General features: G+C 69.7%; 11 protein-coding genes. 4 read left to right on the plus strand and 7 right to left on the minus strand.

Features of this window, described 5'->3' with window-relative positions:
* Nucleotides 1-48 precede the first annotated feature (48 nt).
* Complete coding sequence (locus M8859_RS10495; protein ID WP_195071631.1) at nucleotides 49-1251, plus strand: aminotransferase-like domain-containing protein; 1203 nt, start codon at nucleotides 49-51, stop codon at nucleotides 1249-1251.
* Here M8859_RS10495 and glpK read toward each other — a convergent pair.
* Nucleotides 1233-2732 carry a glycerol kinase GlpK gene (gene glpK, locus M8859_RS10500; RefSeq protein ID WP_195071630.1) on the minus strand — a complete coding sequence of 500 codons (1500 nt, stop codon included), beginning with the start codon at nucleotides 2730-2732 and terminating at the stop codon, nucleotides 1233-1235. The genes M8859_RS10495 and glpK overlap by 19 nt on opposite strands.
* Nucleotides 2733-3159: 427 nt before the next feature.
* On the opposite strand from glpK, the gene M8859_RS10505 reads away from it, so the two are divergent.
* Nucleotides 3160-4893, plus strand: coding sequence for a glycerol-3-phosphate dehydrogenase/oxidase (locus M8859_RS10505; RefSeq protein ID WP_195071629.1), 1734 nt, complete (start codon nucleotides 3160-3162; stop codon nucleotides 4891-4893).
* Between the two features lie 131 nt (nucleotides 4894-5024).
* Complete coding sequence (locus M8859_RS10510; RefSeq protein WP_236565394.1) at nucleotides 5025-5318, plus strand: nuclear transport factor 2 family protein; 294 nt, start codon at nucleotides 5025-5027, stop codon at nucleotides 5316-5318.
* Nucleotides 5319-5350: 32 nt separating this feature from the next.
* Here the strand turns inward: M8859_RS10510 and M8859_RS10515 are convergent, their stop codons facing one another.
* From M8859_RS10515 to M8859_RS10530, 4 genes are all read right to left on the minus strand, one after another.
* The gene (locus M8859_RS10515) at nucleotides 5351-5926 is read right to left on the minus strand and encodes a TetR/AcrR family transcriptional regulator (protein WP_159923214.1); all 576 of its coding nucleotides are present in this window, start codon (nucleotides 5924-5926) and stop codon (nucleotides 5351-5353) included.
* A gap of 65 nt (nucleotides 5927-5991) precedes the next feature.
* Complete coding sequence (gene hpnE, locus M8859_RS10520) at nucleotides 5992-7353, minus strand: hydroxysqualene dehydroxylase HpnE (protein ID WP_249644148.1); 1362 nt, start codon at nucleotides 7351-7353, stop codon at nucleotides 5992-5994.
* Nucleotides 7354-7534: 181 nt separating this feature from the next.
* On the minus strand, nucleotides 7535-8317 hold the full coding sequence (locus M8859_RS10525; protein ID WP_159923176.1) for a DNA-formamidopyrimidine glycosylase family protein: 783 nt from the start codon (nucleotides 8315-8317) through the stop codon (nucleotides 7535-7537).
* A 90-nt stretch (nucleotides 8318-8407) separates the two neighbouring features.
* Entirely contained in the window at nucleotides 8408-13336 is a 4929-nt protein-coding gene (locus tag M8859_RS10530) for an ATP-dependent helicase (protein ID WP_249644149.1), read from the minus strand.
* 107 nt (nucleotides 13337-13443) lie between these two features.
* Here M8859_RS10530 and M8859_RS10535 point away from each other — a divergent pair, with 107 nt between their 5' ends.
* A complete protein-coding gene (locus M8859_RS10535; protein ID WP_159923180.1) occupies nucleotides 13444-13989 on the plus strand; it encodes a histidine phosphatase family protein in 546 nt (181 codons plus the stop codon).
* A 147-nt stretch (nucleotides 13990-14136) separates the two neighbouring features.
* On the opposite strand, the gene M8859_RS10540 is transcribed toward M8859_RS10535, so the two are convergent.
* Nucleotides 14137-15303 carry a lipase family protein gene (locus tag M8859_RS10540; RefSeq protein ID WP_443678225.1) on the minus strand — a complete coding sequence of 389 codons (1167 nt, stop codon included), beginning with the start codon at nucleotides 15301-15303 and terminating at the stop codon, nucleotides 14137-14139.
* Nucleotides 15304-15687: 384 nt separating this feature from the next.
* On the minus strand, nucleotides 15688-16158 hold the full coding sequence (locus M8859_RS10545) for a hypothetical protein (RefSeq protein ID WP_159929367.1): 471 nt from the start codon (nucleotides 16156-16158) through the stop codon (nucleotides 15688-15690).
* Nucleotides 16159-16437 lie beyond the last annotated feature (279 nt).

The following is a 16437-nucleotide window of genomic DNA, read 5'->3' on the forward strand; positions in this document are numbered from 1 at the left end:
TGCGACAGTGGGATATCGCGTACCACGGCGTTCCCCGGAGGTCTTCCCATGTCGCCGACCATCCCACCGCTGGCAGGCAAGCTGGACGGCCTGCGGAGTTCGGCGATCCGTGACCTCTTGAAGCTGACCGCGCGCGCCGAGATCGTCAGCCTCGCCGGTGGCCTGCCGGACGCCGAACTGATGCCGCGCGCCCGGCTGGCCGACGCGGCGGCCGCCGCGCTGAGCCACAACGGCTGCCTGCAGTACACCGAATCCCCGGGTTGGGCGCCGCTGCGCGAGGTCCTCGCCGAGCGGGAGTCGGGCAGGCTCGGTCGCCCGGTGCCGCTCGCGGAGGTGTTCGTCACGCACGGTTCCCAGCAGGCGCTGTCGCTGCTGGCCGAGGTGTTGCTCGATCCGGGCGCGCTGGTCGTGGTGGAGGACCCGGCGTACGTCGGCGCACTGCAGGTCTTCCGGGCCGCGGGCGCGCGCATCGCCGCGGTGCCGCTGGACGCCGAGGGGATGCGCACCGACGCGCTCACCGAGTTGCTCGCCCGTGGCGAGCGCCCGGCCGTGGTGCACACGGTGAGCAATTTCCACAATCCCGGTGGCGTGACCATGAGCTCCCGCCGCCGTGCGGAGCTCGCGCGCTTGGCCGATGAGCACGGCTTCTGGGTGATCGAGGACGATCCCTATGGTGAGCTGTGGTTCGACGGCCCCGCGCCGGCGCCGGTCGCGTCGTACTCTCGCAACGTCATCCGGCTGTCGAGCGCATCGAAGATCCTCTCGCCGAGCCTGCGGGTGGGCTGGATGGTGGCGCCGGATCCGGTGTGCCGCGCAGTCGAACTGCTGAAGCAAGGCGCGGATCTGTGTGGTTCGGCGCTCACCCAGCAGATCGCCACCGACCTGCTCGCCGACACGGCATGGCTCACCGCCCACGTCGATCATGTCCGGGGCGTCTACGGCGAGCGCGCGAAGACGCTCGTGCACGCGATGCGGAGCCGTTTCGGGGACCGCGTACGGTGCAGCGACGCGTCGGGCGGCATGTTCGTCTGGGCCGACTTCACCGACGGGACCGACACCGAGCTGCTGCTTCCGGGTGCGCTCGCCGCAGGGGTCGCCTACGTGCCGGGAGCGGCGTTCGCCGTGGGCGGCGGGTACCGCAACTCGATGCGGATGTGCTTCACCACCTCCGACGAACCGACGCTGGAACTGGCGGTCGACCGGCTCGCGCACGCCGTCGCGGTGCGGAACCCTCAGCCGACCCAGCCGTAGGTGCGCTCGACCGCTTTGTTCCACGCGGCCAAACGCTCGTCCCGCTCGGCGTCCGGCATGGCAGGCCGCCACGTCTTGTCGGCGGCCCAGTTGTCGCGGATGTCGTCGGTGCCCGACCAGTAGCCGACGGCGAGGCCCGCCGCGTACGCCGCACCGAGCGCGGTCGTCTCGTTGACCACCGGCCGCACCACGGGCACGTCGAGGATGTCGGACTGGAACTGCATGAGCAGGTCGTTGCCGACCATGCCGCCGTCCACCTTCAGCGTGGTCAGTTCCAAACCGAGCCGCTGGGACTCGGCGTCCGCCCGCATCGCGTCGACCACCTCGCGGGTCTGGAACGCGGTGGATTCCAGCACCGCTCGCGCCAGGTGCGCTTTGGTGACGAAACGGGTGAGCCCCGCGATCACGCCGCGTGCGTCCGGGCGCCAGCGGGGCGCGAACAGCCCGGAGAAGGCGGGCACGATGTAAGCGCCACCGTTGTCCTCGACGCTGCGGGCGAGCGGTTCGATCTCGTCGGCGGCGGAGATGATGCCGAGATTGTCGCGAAACCACTGCACCAGCGACCCGGTGACCGCGATGGATCCCTCCAAGGCGTATACGGCGTCCGCGTCACCGAGGCGGTAGCACACGGTGGTGAGCAGGCCGTGCTTACTGAACACCGGCGTGGTACCGGTGTTGAGCAACATGAAATTGCCCGTGCCGTAAGTGTTCTTGGCCTCGCCGGGTGAAAGGCACGCTTGGCCGAAGGTCGCGGCCTGCTGGTCGCCGAGGATGCCCGCGACCGGCACCCCGGCCAGCGGTCCGGAGCTGATCGCCGCGTAGACCTCCGAGGAACTGCGCACCTGCGGCAGCATCGACTCCGGCACGCCGAATTCCCCGCAGATTTCCGAATCCCATTGCAGTGCACGCAGGTCCAGCAGCATGGTGCGGGAGGCGTTGGTCACGTCGGTGACGTGCTCGCCGGTGAGCTTCCACAGCACCCAGCTGTCGACGGTGCCGAAGCACAACTCACCCGCCTCCGCGCGCTCCCGCACGCCGGGCACGTTGTCCAGGATCCAGCGCAGCTTCGGCCCCGCGAAGTAGGTGGACAGCGGAAGGCCGGTGCGGTCCTGGTAGCGGGCCGGTCCCGCGTCGCCGGCCAGTTCGGCGCACAGCCGGTCGGTGCGGGTGTCCTGCCAGACGATCGCGTTGTGCACCGGACGGCCGGTCTCGCGGTCCCACACCACCGTGGTTTCGCGCTGGTTGGTGACGCCCACCGCGGCGATGTCCTCGGCGCTGAGACCGCAGCGCTCCAGCACCTCACCGAGGACGAATTCGGTATCGCGCCAGATGGTTTCCGGATCGTGCTCGACCCATCCCGGCCGAGGGAAGATCTGCTCGTGCTCCCGCTGGGCGACGCCGACGACGCGTCCCTGCCGGTCGAAGACGATGCACCGACTCGAGGTCGTGCCCTGGTCGATGGCGGCCACATAGCGACGCATCCGTGCAGTGTATTTTGGCCGCGCCCGCGGCGCGGCGTGTTCGCGGCCCCTCGGTGGCTCGCGTCCGAGCGGCCGCCGCTTGCTCCTTCGTCGCCTACGCGTCGGCCACTCGGACGCGAGCCGGGCCGCGAACGGACAATGCTCGGTCTCGCTTCGCTCGAAACCGGGAGTTGAGGTGGTATGGCCGCGTAAGGAGGTGATCGCACGACCCGGAGGTGGATGCGGGGCGGCGGTGGTGAACACGGCGGTGTCGGTTGGCTCACCGAGCTGTGGGCGGTGGCTCGCCGGTCGGTTAGGGTGGTCTTGTTACCGGCGAGTAGGTCTGGGCGACACGGAGCCGGGCGCGGGCGGTCGATCCGCGGCGATTCGCCTAGCCTGGACTTGAACGCTCGATCGGACACATCCGCGTCGGCTGGAGGAGTCGAGCATGGCGATGAAACCGGATACGCAGTTCCTCGGCCCGGAGCAGCGCACGACGGCTTGGGAGCGCTTCGGCAAGGATCATTTCGATGTGGTCGTCGTCGGTGGCGGCGTGGTCGGGGCGGGCATCGCGCTCGACGCGGCGACCAGGGGCTTGCAGGTCGCTCTGGTCGAAGCCCGCGACCTCGGGTCCGGCACTTCCAGCCGGTCGTCGAAGATGTTCCACGGCGGGTTGCGCTATCTGGAGCAGCTGGAGTTCGGATTGGTACGCGAGGCGCTGCGGGAACGCGAGCTCACGCTGTCCACCCTGGCGCCACACCTGGTCAAGCCGCTGCGCTTTCTCTATCCGCTGACCCATCGCGTCTGGGAGCGCCCGTACGTGGCCGCCGGACTGGTCCTCTATGACACCATGGGCGGCGCCAAATCCGTTCCCGGACAACGGCATCTGACCCGCGCGGGCGCCTTGCGGCTGGCGCCGGGGCTGCGGCGGGACTCGCTGATCGGCGGTGTCGGCTACTACGACACCGTCGTCGACGACGCACGCCACACCATGATGTTGGCGCGCACGGCCGCGCACTACGGCGCGGTGATCCGCACGTCCACCCAGGTGGTGGGTTTCCTGCGCGAAGCCGATCGGGTGGTCGGCGTGAAGGTTCGCGACACCGAGGACGGGAGCACCGGCGAGGTCCGTGGACATGTGGTGATCAACGCGACCGGTGTGTGGACCGACGAAGTCCAGGCACTGTCGCATCAGCGGGGCCGGTTCCACGTGCGGGCGTCCAAAGGCGTGCACATCGTGGTGCCGCGAGATCGGATCGTCAGCGACACCGCCATCATCCTGCGCACCGCGACCTCGGTGCTGTTCGTCATCCCGTGGGGTGCGCACTGGATCATCGGCACCACCGACACCGAGTGGAATCTCGACTTGGCGCATCCGGCCGCGACCAAGGCCGACATCGACTATCTGCTCGCGCGAGTGAACGAGGTGCTGGTCGTGCCGCTCACGCCCGACGACATCGACGGTGTGTACGCGGGCTTGCGCCCGCTGCTGGCGGGGGAGAGCGACGAGACCTCCAAACTGTCGCGTGAGCACGCCGTCGCCAGAGTGGCGCCGGGCCTGATCGGCATCGCGGGCGGCAAGTACACCACCTATCGCGTGATGGCCTACGACGCGGTGGACGAAGCGGCGCAGGATATTCCGGCCCGGGTCTCGCCATCGATCACGGCGAAGGTGCCGCTGCTCGGCGCCGACGGCTACTTCGCGCTGGTCAACCAGACGGTGCAGCTGGCGGAGACCTACGGGGTGCATCCTTACCGGGTCAAGCACCTGCTGGATCGGTACGGCTCGCTCATCGGCGAGGTCATGGCCTTCGCCGAGGGCAAACCCGAACTCCTGCAACCGATCACGGACGCCCCGTCCTATCTGCAGGTCGAGGCGGTCTACGCGGCGGCGGCCGAGGGCGCGCTGCATCTGGACGACATCCTGGCCCGGCGGACCAGGATCTCGATCGAGTATCCGCATCGCGGCGCCAACTGCGCGGAGCAGGTGGCCCAGCTGGTCGCGCCCGTCCTGGGCTGGGACGAGGAGGAGATCGACCGGGAGGTTCAGACCTATCAGGCGCGGGTCGACGCGGAGATCCGTTCGCAGACCAAACCGGACGACGCCTCCGCCGACGCTCTGCGGATCGAGGCTCCCGAGCCCCGCCCGCAGATTTTGGAGCCGGTGCCGTCCGAAGGCTGAGTGTGGTGAGGATGCCATGTCCACGGATGCCCTGATCGCCGACCGCATGTAGTCGCCGACCTGTTCACCCGCTTCGAGCGCCTGCTGGACGAGGGCGGTGGGAGGATTCCGGCACCATCTTCACGGAAGATGTGGCGGTCCACTCACCGCGAATCCAGGTCAGCGGCATCGACAAGGTCGTCGACTACATGCGGCAGGCCGAGGTCGAGGGGGAGCGCACTCAGCGCACGACCACCGACCTGCTGGTGAACGTCGACGGCGACCAGGCCGCCGCGTCCGCGAACTCGCTGGTGTACTTCTACCGCGACGGCCAACCGCCCCACCAGACGAGCGGCCTGCGACTGGCCTGCACCGCGGTACGGACGCCGACGGGCTGGCGACTCCGTCAGGCACGGATCATGCTCGCCTGGATGCGCAAGGATTGAGCTGTTCCCGGGAAGTTTGTGAGGGGGGCCGATCAGTCCTGGTCCCCGGGTGCTTCCATACGCATCGCCCAGTCGACCAGTGAGCGCAGATAGCGCAGCACCAGCTCGTCCGGATACCCGGACGGGTCGGTGAGGTGCAGGCGGGCCAGTTCCTCCATGGCGGCCAACAGGATTCGCTCCGTCGGGCCGTCCGGATCCACGGTGACCTCCAGATAGCGGGACAGGTGGCGCGCGCCGATCGCCCGAGCGTAGGCGCGGCCGAGCGCGAGCCGCTCGCGCAGCTCGGGCGGCCCGCCGTCGAACGGGCTGAGGATGATGCGCCAGCTGGTCGGCGCGGCGTGCAGGTAGGCGAGGATGCCACGGCCGACTCGGTCCACGTCACCGTGGTCCCAGTCCACGCTGCGCACACCGGCGAACGCGATGGCCGACTCGCGATCCAGCAGCGCCGACGTCAGCCCGGACAGGTCGGTGAACTGCTGGTACACCAGCGCACGGGCCACCCGCGCCGCGCGCGCCACCCGCTCGATGCTCACCGCGCCGAAGCCCTCGGTGGCGACGATGTCGCGCGCCACGTCCAATAGTTGGGTTCGACGGTCGGCGGCGGACATCCGGCGCTTGGGCCGTGCATCGGCCGGATCGGTGGCGCCGCGCTCGGATGTGGAGCGATCCGTGGTCACGCAAGAGAAGGTAACTCGAGCAGCAGATCCACCGCCCGCGCCGCACTCTGCACCGCGCTCTCCATCGTCGCCGACCAGTCGGTGGCGGTCCAGTCGCCCGCGAGCACCAAGGTGGGCACCGAGGTCCGCTGGTCCGGTCGCAACGCGTGGGTGCCGACGACCTGGGAGAAGGTGGCCTTCGGCATGCGCACGACCTGCGCCTGCACCACGTTCGCCGCTCGCGCCGCCGGGTAGTAGCGCCGCAGCAGCGCCATCTGCTCGGCGACGATCTCGTCGCTGGACTTGTGGATCTGCTCGTAGGCGCCGCTGGTGGTCAGGCAGTACAGCCAGGCCTTGTCGGTGCTGCGCCCGGTCATCCGCTGACGGTCGAAGACCTCATCGATGACGCCGGTGCCACCGATCAGCGCCTCGAACTCGGCGGTGGTGCCCAGCGGGCGATCGAGGTAGAGGTTGGTGCTGACGATCGGCGTGTAGCCCAGCTTGTCGGCGGCCGCGTAGATCTCGGCGTGCTCGGGCAGTTCGTCGAGCAGTCCGCCGATGCTGGAATTGGGTACCGCGCACACCACCGCGTCGGCTGGGATCGTGGTGCCGTCGACCAGGGTGACGCCGGTGACTTCGCCGTTGGAGATATGGATACGGCGGGCTACAGCCCGATATCGCACCTGCACGCCGTGCTTCTCGAAGACGCGCAGGGCTCCGGTGACGTACAAGGTGTCCAGATCGGTGGTGGGGTAGCCGATGTCGACGGCTCGCCGGAGTTCGATGCCCAGCCGGATACCCGTGGCCAGCACATCGGCGAACACCTTCGCCGATTCCCGCTGCACCGGTTCCGCCGCGATGCCGAGTGCCAGCCAATCCCACAGCGCCTCACGCGCTTTGGCGGGCATGCCGACTCGGTCGAACCATTGCTCGGTGGTGAGGTCGGCCAAGTCGGCGGGCTGACGCAGACATTGCCAGCCGAGCCGGAGCGTGGCGATCGCCGCGTGCACGCGCTCGAGAGGGTTCGCATCGGGATGCGCGCCGGTCAGCGTGCGCAGCGCGGCGATTCCTTTGGTGCGCATGGTGACGCTGCGGCCGTCGGGCCAGCGCAGGGTTCCCCCGTGCGGGAAGGCGACATATTGCCGTGTGCCGACGCTGGTGAGGTAGCGGAGCAGGTGTTCGTATCCACTGGCGATCACGTGCTGGCCGTTGTCCGGCGGATCGTCCACCGCCTCGGCCCGCATCGCGTGGGTGCGGCCGCCGAGTCGGCCTCTGCGCTCCAAGAGGGTGACCTGCTTGCCCGCTTCCGCCAGCCAGACCGCCGCGGCGAGCCCGGCCAGGCCGCCTCCGATCACGACGTAGCGCCGTGGGTCGCTCATGGTGCCCTCCCGCATAACTGACAACTTGTAAGTTAAGTGCGGGTGAGGAGATCGTCAAGAGCGGCGACGCTGATATCGCATCGCAGTGCCGCAGCGAATCGTGCGGCGCGCGAGCAAGGTTGGGTACGCGGCACTTCACCGGGAGTCGGCGGTTCGAGATATCGGTGTTCGTGCGGCGCGATCACTCGGCCGGGACCGGCTGACACCGAGGACAGAAGAAGATGCCGCGCTCCCGCTGAACCACGCGGTCGTAATGCGGTGCGGTGTCACCGAGTAGGTCGGCGGCCAGCGGTGTGCCGCAGCGCGGGCACGAGCGGTGTGTGCGGCCGTAGACCAAAGGCCGTCGCGGGGGTTTCTCCACCGATTCGGTCAGGATGCGGTGCGCTTCGTTGACCAGTGCCAGCAGGTCCGGCACATCCCCGACCCGGGTCGCGGGATGGACGCGGCGCAGGAAGCAGACCTCGCTGCGGAAGACGTTACCGATTCCCGCCAGGTTGCGCTGGTCCAGCACGGCGACGCCGATGGGTTGATCCGGATACCGCTCCAGCCGCCGGACTGCTTCGGCCGCATCCCAATTCGGCCCGAGCAGATCGGGCCCGAGATGGTCCACGACGTGGTGCTCGTCGCGCACGCGCACCACCTCGACGGTGCCGAGTGCGAAGCCGACCGCTTCGACGTCCTCGGTGCTCAGCACGATCCGGGCGGTGACTCGGGGTTTGGTCCAGCGCTGCCCACAGTGGAACACGCGCCAGCTGCCCTCCATCTTCAGGTGCGTGTGAATGCTCACGGTGGGGGTCCGGATGAACAGGTGTTTTCCGTAGCTGCCGACGCTCTCGACCATTTGTCCGCGAAGATCGACCGTGGCGTATCGCGGCACCCGAAAATCACTGCGGGTCAGCTCTTTTCCGGCCAGGGCGGTGCGTAGCCGTTTCGCTGCCAGAAAGACGGTGTCTCCCTCAGGCATACGGCCGTCCCGATTCGGTGCTGGCCTCGGAGGCCCGATTTCGCGGTAGGTCAGCCGAATCCCGGCTTGCCCGAGCGCCGAGGTGTCCGCTCACGGGCGGCTCCGGAGGCGGAGTCCGCGCGGCGTGGCGGAGAAGCCCGCTTCGGTCAGGAACCCGGCGAAGGTGTTGCCGTGCACGGTGTCACCGTTGACCCGGTCGATGACCAGCGAGTCCACCCGGCGGAGACGGACCAGGTCGGCGAGCGCCGCGGCGGCGCCACGGCGTGCTTCGGCGTCCTCCGTGAAGGTGAGCAGGGTCTTGCCGCCTCGTTCCAGATACAGGACCAGTTCGCCGTCGACGAGCACCACCAGCGCTCCGGCTTTGCGCCCGGGCCGGTGCCCGCCCTCGACATCGTTCTTCGGCCAAGCCAGCGCGGCGCCGTACGGGTTCGCGGGATCGCACGCGGCCAGCGCCAGTACCGTGCCGGTCGGCTGCCTGGACTCGGGACGGGCGCGTTCGGCGTCGAAGGACCGCAGCCGGTCGACCACGTCGGTGGTGGAGAACTGCGCGCCGCCGAGGGAGTCGACGAAATAGCCGCGACGGCAGCGGCCGCGGTCCTCGAATTCGGTCAGCACCCGGTACATCAGCGCGAACCCGCCGGGCACCCCCTCGTTCTGCACCGATCCCCTGGTCAGCACGCCGTACCGCTCCAGGAGCAGATCCGCGGTCGCGTGTGCGCGCACCGTGTTGTCCGAGACCCGCTCCGGCAGCAGCGACCATCGCCCGGCGACCGAGGGCGGACCGGAACGGGTCGGCATGCTCGGGCGGGGCAGGTAGGCCCGGCCCCGGGGCGCGCGTCGGGGGGTGCGGTGTGCCGTGGTGGTCCGCGTCGTGCCGGACAGCAGCGCCCGGACCGGCGCGAACGTGTCACCGGAAACCATGCCGGCCCAGACCAATTCCCACAGTGCGGAGGCCGCCGCGGCGTCGTCGAGCAGGCCGGTGGCGTCCGAGAGCTGCCGGAAGAAGTACGCGCCGCCGCCCTGCGGCACCGGTATCAGTCGCGCGGCGTGTGCATCGGAGACCGAAAGTCCATCGTGGGCTGCGTATTCCGAGACGGCAGGCACTTCGGCGCCGTTCGGGAGGGCGGCACCGCCCGCTCCTTTGCGCGGCCCGGTCGACTGCTGATCTCGGTGGCCGTCGCCGTCGACCGCACTGCCCGGCGGCGGATCCGGCTCGTCCAGCGGCACCGGTGCTCGATCCGGCCGGGTCGGCGCGGGATCGAGCGGCGTCCACGGTACGAAAGTCGCGCCCATGGCGGCGAGCAGGCGCGACTGGAGGTCCGTGAGATCGATATCGTCCGGCGGCGCGAGGGTGAACGGCGCCTGCTCGGCCAAGTGCAGAGCGATCCAGCCGTCCTTGGCGGTGATGGCGCCGTGGCCGGACCAGATCACCTCGCCGGTCGCCATGAGTTCGTCCAGCATGGCGGGGGTGTAGTCGGGCACCCGCGCGGGCAGCACCAGCGATTCCCAGGCCGATGCCGGGATCGGCACGCCCGCGAGCTGTTCCACGACGGCCGCCACGCCCTCGACGCCGCGCAGTTCGCGGCCGCCGATGTGCTGCCAGGACGGGAGGAAGCGTCCGAACGCGGCGGTCGAGACCGGCTCCACCTCGTGCCTGGCCGCGGCGAGTGAGCGGCGGCGCAGCCGGCGTAGCACCTGAGCGTCACACCATTCCGACCCGGCGGCCGAAGGCGTGAACTCGCCTTCCACCACGCGCTTTTCGCTGACGAGCCGGTGCAGTGCGGTGGCAGCCACCGCGGTGCCGAGTCCGAATCGCGCCGCCACCGCATCCGTGCCGAACGGGCCGTGCGTACGGGCGTAGCGGCCGACCAGATCGCCGAGCGGATCGGATACCGGCTCGATGAACGCCGAGGGCGTGCCGATCGGCAGCGGAACCCCCAGCGCGTCCCGCAACCGGGCCGCGTCCTCCACCGCGACCCACCAGGCGCGTCCCGCGAAGGAGACCTCCAGCGCCCGCCGTGCGGCCACGAGGCTGCCGAACCAAGCGGTGGGGTCCTCGTCACAGCGTTCGGCGGCTTCGGCGGCGGTGAGCGGCCCGAGCAGCCGCAGCAGATCAGCCAAGCCCTCGGCGTCGCGTGCGTGCCGCTCGGGGGTGAGGCGTTGCAGTTCCCGTTCGGTCTGCTCGATGACCGCGGCGTCGAGCAGTTCGCGCAGCTCGACCCGGCCGAGCAGTTCGGCCAGCAGCCCGGAGTCGAGCGAGAGCGCGGCGGCGCGGCGCTCGGCCAGCGGGCTGTCGCCGTCGTACATGAACTGCCCGATGTAGTCGAACAGCAGGGCGTTCGCGAACGGTGACGGCGTCGCCGTCTCCACCTCGACCAGCCGCACCTGACGCCGCCCCACCCGGCCGAGCAGATCGCGCAGCGACGGCAGGTCGTAGACGTCCCGCAGGCATTCGCGCACCGTCTCCAACAGGATCGGGAACTCGGGGAATTTGCGCGCCACGTCCAGGAGCTGGGCCGAGCGCTGTCGCTGCTGCCACAGCGGGGCTCGCTTGCCCGGGTCGCGACGCGGCAGCAGCAGTGCGCGCGCGGCGCATTCGCGGAACCGGGAGGCGAACAGCGCCGAGCCGCCGACCTGTTCGGTGACGATCTCGTCGATCTCGTCGGACTCGAAGACGAACAGTTCGGCGCCGGGCGGATCGTCGGTGGTGTCGGGCAGTCGCACGACGATGCCGTCGTCGGAGGCGTTCGGCGCGGCGTCCACGCCGTAGCGTTCGCGCAACCGGGCCCCGATGGCCAGCGCCCAGGGGGCGTGCACCGGAAGGCCGTAAGGCGAGTGCAACACCAGCCGCCAGTCGCCGAGTTCGTCGCGGAACCGCTCCACCACCAGGGTGCGGTCGGTGGGCAGGTGCCCGGTCGCGGTGCGCTGTTCGTCCAGCAGCGTGAGCAGGTTCGCGGTCGCGTTGTCGTCGAGGCCCGCCGAGCCCATGATCCGCGCGACGCCCTCCGGCATCGGATCGGCGGCGGACGCGCTCAGTTCGCCCCGCGCCGCACGCGGCATGTCCGGGCCGCCGCCGTCGTGCTCCGGCCGCGCCTTCGCCCGCGACGATTTCGCCGGGCTCGATGATGATCCGCCGCCGCGCCGCGAAGTCTTTCTCTTCGGAACGTCCGGTTCGACGGCACGCTCCTGGGCGACCGTGCGCACGAACTCGCCGAGCGCCGCGCCTAGTTCGGCAGGCCGCCCGAGGCCGTCGCCGTGCCAGAACGGCAACCGGCCCGGCTGCCCGAACGCGGGCGTCACCAGCACCCGGTCGAAGGTGATCTCCTCGATCCGCCAGCTCGTCGCCCCGAGCGCGAACACGTCGCCGACCCGGGACTCGTAGACCATCTCCTCATCGAGTTCGCCAACCCGGGAGGCTTTCTCACCCACCATGTACACCGCGAACATGCCGCGATCGGGAATCGCGCCGCCCGAGGTCACGGCCAGGCGTTGCGCGCCGGGACGTCCGGTGAGCGTCCCGGCGTCGCGATCCCAGACCAGGCGGGGACGCAACTCGGCGAACTCGTCGGAGGGATAGCGCCCGGAAAGCAGATCCAGCACCGACTCATAGGCCGAGCGCGGCAGCGATGCGTAACTTCCGGTGCCCCGCACAACCTCGAACCACGCGTCGACATCCAGCGAATCCAGCGCACACGCGGCGACGGTCTGCTGGGCGAGGATGTCCAGCGGGTGTGCCGGGATCTGGATCGCCTCGATCTGCCCCGATGTCATCCGCTGCGACGCCACCGCGCAGTGGATGACATCGGTGCGGTGCTTCGGGAAGATCACCCCGCGCGAGATCTCGCCGACCTGATGCCCGGCCCGCCCGATCCGCTGCAATCCACTCGCTACCGAGGGCGGCGCTTCCACCTGGACCACCAAGTCGACCGCGCCCATGTCGATGCCGAGTTCCAGGCTGCTCGTAGCGACGACGCAGCGCAGCCGCCCGCTCTTGAGATCGTCTTCGATCAGCGCCCGCTGCTCCTTGCTGACCGAGCCGTGGTGGGCTCGCGCCAGCAGGGACCCGGCGCCGTGGATCACCTCGGTGGACGCGCCGAGCTGCGCGGGCGGCTTGTGCTCGGTCTCCACCGGCTCGCCGAGCCGCGCCGCGTAGGCCTCGTTCAGCCGGGCGGTGAGGCGCTCGGCCAGCCTGCGGGAATTCGCGAACACGATCGAGGACCGGTGCTCGAGCACGAGCTCGACGATCGCCTCGTCCACGTGCGGCCAGATGGATCCCGGTTGGTCGGAGTCGCCCGGTTCGGTCATGTCCGCCACCGGCACCCGAACCGACAGGTCGAACGTCTTCGGCGCGGGCGGAGCGACCACCGTGATCGGCGCGTTGCCCACCAGGAACCGTCCGACTTCCTCCGGTGGCCGCACGGTCGCCGACAGCCCGATGCGCTGCGCGGGCCGCTCGGTCAGCAAGTCGAGCCGGGCCAGTGACAACGCCAGGTGCGAACCGCGCTTGGAACCGGCGATCGCGTGCACCTCGTCCACGATCACCGTGTTCACCTCGCGCAGCGTGTCCCGGGCCGACGAGGTGAGCATGAGGAACAGCGACTCCGGCGTGGTGATCAAGATGTCCGGCGGGGTGCGCAGCATGGACCGCCGATCGGAGGAGCTGGTGTCGCCGGAACGGACCCCGACGGTGATCTCCGGCCGCCGCAGGCCCAGGCGCTCGGCGGTCTGCGTGACGCCGACCAGCGGCGCTCGCAGATTGCGTTCCACGTCCACGGCGAGGGCCTTCAGCGGGGACACGTACAGCACGGAGGTGCCTGCCCGCTCGGGCCGCTGCTCCCGGGTGGCCAGCTGGTCTATCGCCCACAGGAACGCCGAGAGCGTCTTGCCGGATCCGGTGGGCGCGACGACCAGCGTGTGCTCGCCCGCCGCGATCGCCTGCCACGCCCCCAGCTGCGCGGACGTCGGCGCGGGGAACGCGCCGTCGAACCACTCCTGGGTGGCGCGGGAGAACTGGGGCATGAATTCAGTGTGCACCGGCCCACCGACAAGCACGCCCGTACCGCCTCGCGAGCGAAGCACGAGCAATCGAACAACGTACGACCATGCCGGGCCGTACGCTTCCACAGGTGCAAAAAGTGCTCAGACTCGACCTGGTCAGCCATGGGATGACCGAGGCGATGCGAAAAGCACGTTTCCCGGTGGACGAATCGCTGACCGAAGCGGGCAGGCGGGCGGTCGTCGGATGCGGTCCGCTCACCGCCCCGCGAGTGCTCACCGGGCCGGAGCGCCGGACGGTGGAGACCGCCGCGCTGCTGGGATTGCCCGGCGAGGAGGACAACCGGCTGCGCGACCTGGACGCGGGCGCCTGGCGTGGCGGTGAACTGATGTCGGTGCCCCAGGACCAGCTGTACGCCTGGCTGACCGACCCCACTTTCCGCGGGCACGGTGGCGAGTCCGTGGTGGACGTGATCGAACGAACCAGGCTCTGGATGGCCGAGATAGCCGCGCAATCGGTGTCCACGATCGCGGTGACCCACCCGGCTGTCGTCCGGGCCGCGCTGCTGGTGACGCTGGACGCCCCGCCCAAATCGTTCTGGCGCATCGATGTTCCGCCCGGCAGCGTGACCCGCCTGCACTATCGCGGCGAATGGACGTTGCACTTCACGGCCTGACGCGCGGTCCTGCTCGCACACCGATCGACCGGACCGGTGGCAGTCGGGAGCCTGGGCCCGCGGCGGCGCGGCCTGGACATCGGCTGCGGTGGCACGGTGGGGGGAAGCGGCCCGGGAGAATATCTCCCGAGCCGCTGTGCGAATGATTCAGCAGTTGGTCGGTGCGGGTTCGCCGCGGAACCTGGCCTCCACGTAGTTCCACGCGTCGGCGAATCCGGCGACCGCCGCGGTCATGTGCTCGGAGATGTCGACGGTGTGGAAGTCCACCGGCGCGCCCGCCCTGCAATACCGGTCGGCGACCTCGGCGACGGGCCCGTAGAAGGTGAGCGTGTCGAAGCGGCCTTGCCAGAGGAAGGTCGGCACGGTCGGCACGCCCTCGAAGTGCCGCAAGCTGTTCTCCCGCAGAACCGCTCGTGCCTCGGGGCTGTCCATCAGGCTTCTGGACGCCGCCATCTGCTCCGCGCTGCGGAAGGCGCCGTGGAAGAGCAGGAACCGCCGGCACGCGTCGTGGGTGAATTCCCGGAACCACAAACCGTTCTCGTTGAGCTGGTCGGAGATCGGCAGCCGGTCCGGGTACTCCCGCTCCAGTCCCATGGCGGCGGCGAAGGCCAAGCCGAATCCGGGATGCGGGTCGAAGCCGAGCGCGAGCGCCATCTCCTCGAGGTCGGCGGGGATGCCGCCCGCCACGGCGGCGGCGAGCTTCAGTTCCGGCGCGTAGGTGGGTTGCAGGGCGGCGGCCCACGCGGTGGCCATGCCGCCGCCGGAGTAGCCCGCGATGGCGGCGGGGGAGTCGGACAGACCGAGTTCGGCGACCTTGCGGACGGCCCGCACACTGTCGAGGGTCATCATGCCGCCCAGTCGCGCGGCGCCGTAGGCGGAGGTGGGACCCAGATAGTCGGGCAGCGAGATGGCCCATCCGCGTCCGATGGGCAGCATCGCGCCGACCGCGTCCTGCAACTCGCCGTTGAACAGCGAGCGCGAGGGATTGCATTGGGTGCCGAGGGAATTGATCAGCGCCTGGTAGGAGACCAGCGGCGGGTTCTTCACCCCGATCGGCAGCAGCACCGTCGTGACGCCCATGACGGGCTTGCCCTGGGAGTTGGTGGAGCGGAAGGCGACTTGCCAGCCCTCGGTTCCCACATACGGGCCGGTGTCGATCCTGCGCGTACGCACGACGTCGCCGGGCGCGAGGTCCGCCAGGTGGGACGGCGCGTTGAAGAACAGGTCGGGATCGGGGGTGGGATAAAGCGGCTGGGCCGTAGCGGGCAGGCCCAGCAGGCCGAGCGAGACGATGCTCACCAGCAAGATCGCAATCCGGAATGGAACTCTGGACACGGGTTTCCTTCGAAAGTCAGCCGTCACCGTCCCACCGCGCCGCGGCGTCGGTGTTTCGGACGGACCGGCACTACACGGAGAGCCGCAGCGAACCACGTTCACTGCGGTACAGAGCAGAAGGAACCGCCGCTGCGGCGACCCTCGAGCCGATCGCGGCGACTGGCGCACCTCCTTCGACTCCGGGACCGCCGGTAGCCGCGAAGGCGGCACCATCCGCTGCGAAGATAGCGCCCCATCGATCGCGGTGCCGCACCGGATCAGGCGAACCGGACAAGTCACAATGCCAGTGATTTGCCATTCAACCAGATCACTATGGGAGGTGGCCTGCAGGCCGTCCACCGAGCCGCCGTCGCCTCGCGTGGATCAGGCGAAGCTGAGCACGGTCCGATCGCCCAGCGGACGTTCCAGGTCGACGACCACCACGCCGTACTCGCGCTTCTGCTCCGGGTTCGCGCCCTGGCACGGCGGCATCCCGCGATGCAGGCCGCGGATCAGCCGCACGCTCACCCGGTCGGCCGATTCCTCCACGCGCGCGGTGAAGCCGATGCTCGGGCAGCCGACCGGGCCCGGGATGTGGATCGCGAGCTTGTCCGTACCGTCTTCGATGTCGTACTCGGAGAAGGGCATCGCCGAACTGGGTTCCAGGTCCGGGGCATGCGGGATGACGATCATCGTTCCGCCCGCGTATCCGCGGGGGCCCGGTTCGGCGCGCGTCCCGGCCGCCGCTCCCGCGGCCTGCTCGGGCGCGGACGGGGCCGCCTGCTGCCCGCACGCGGTCAGCGCTCCGAACGCGAGGGCGGCGACGAGCGCCGTGCTCCTCCTGAGCATTGCCATCTACCCACCTTCACACAGGTGGCTGGAGGTGCGGCGGAAGTGCGGCGGTGTGGCACGGGCTCGCATCGCCGCGTCCGTGACGTAAGCGTGCTTGTGTGTGCACCGTCACACGGACCTCGCACTGTGCTTAGGTTGTGCCCATTCCTGCTGTCAATAATTGGGCACATTGCTCAATCAAATTGTCCAAGGTTGTGCGTTCCGATTATCGAGGACACGATATCGGCAACAAGTGCTCAACAAGGTAGGCGCCGGATCGGCGCCGTGTGGACGGGTGGATCT

The organism is Nocardia sputi (genome assembly GCF_023501985.1).

Bases quoted from the DNA above. Each gene is read 5' to 3' on its own strand.
- M8859_RS10495 (WP_195071631.1), top strand. From the start codon at position 49: ATGTCGCCGACCATCCCACCGCTGGCAGGCAAGCTGGACGGCCTGCGG.
- glpK (WP_195071630.1), bottom strand. From the start codon at position 2,732: ATGCGTCGCTATGTGGCCGCCATCGACCAGGGCACGACCTCGAGTCGG.
- M8859_RS10505 (WP_195071629.1), top strand. From the start codon at position 3,160: ATGGCGATGAAACCGGATACGCAGTTCCTCGGCCCGGAGCAGCGCACG.
- M8859_RS10515 (WP_159923214.1), bottom strand. From the start codon at position 5,926: ATGTCCGCCGCCGACCGTCGAACCCAACTATTGGACGTGGCGCGCGAC.
- hpnE (WP_249644148.1), bottom strand. From the start codon at position 7,353: ATGAGCGACCCACGGCGCTACGTCGTGATCGGAGGCGGCCTGGCCGGG.
- M8859_RS10525 (WP_159923176.1), bottom strand. From the start codon at position 8,317: ATGCCTGAGGGAGACACCGTCTTTCTGGCAGCGAAACGGCTACGCACC.
- M8859_RS10530 (WP_249644149.1), bottom strand. From the start codon at position 13,336: ATGCCCCAGTTCTCCCGCGCCACCCAGGAGTGGTTCGACGGCGCGTTC.
- M8859_RS10545 (WP_159929367.1), bottom strand. From the start codon at position 16,158: ATGGCAATGCTCAGGAGGAGCACGGCGCTCGTCGCCGCCCTCGCGTTC.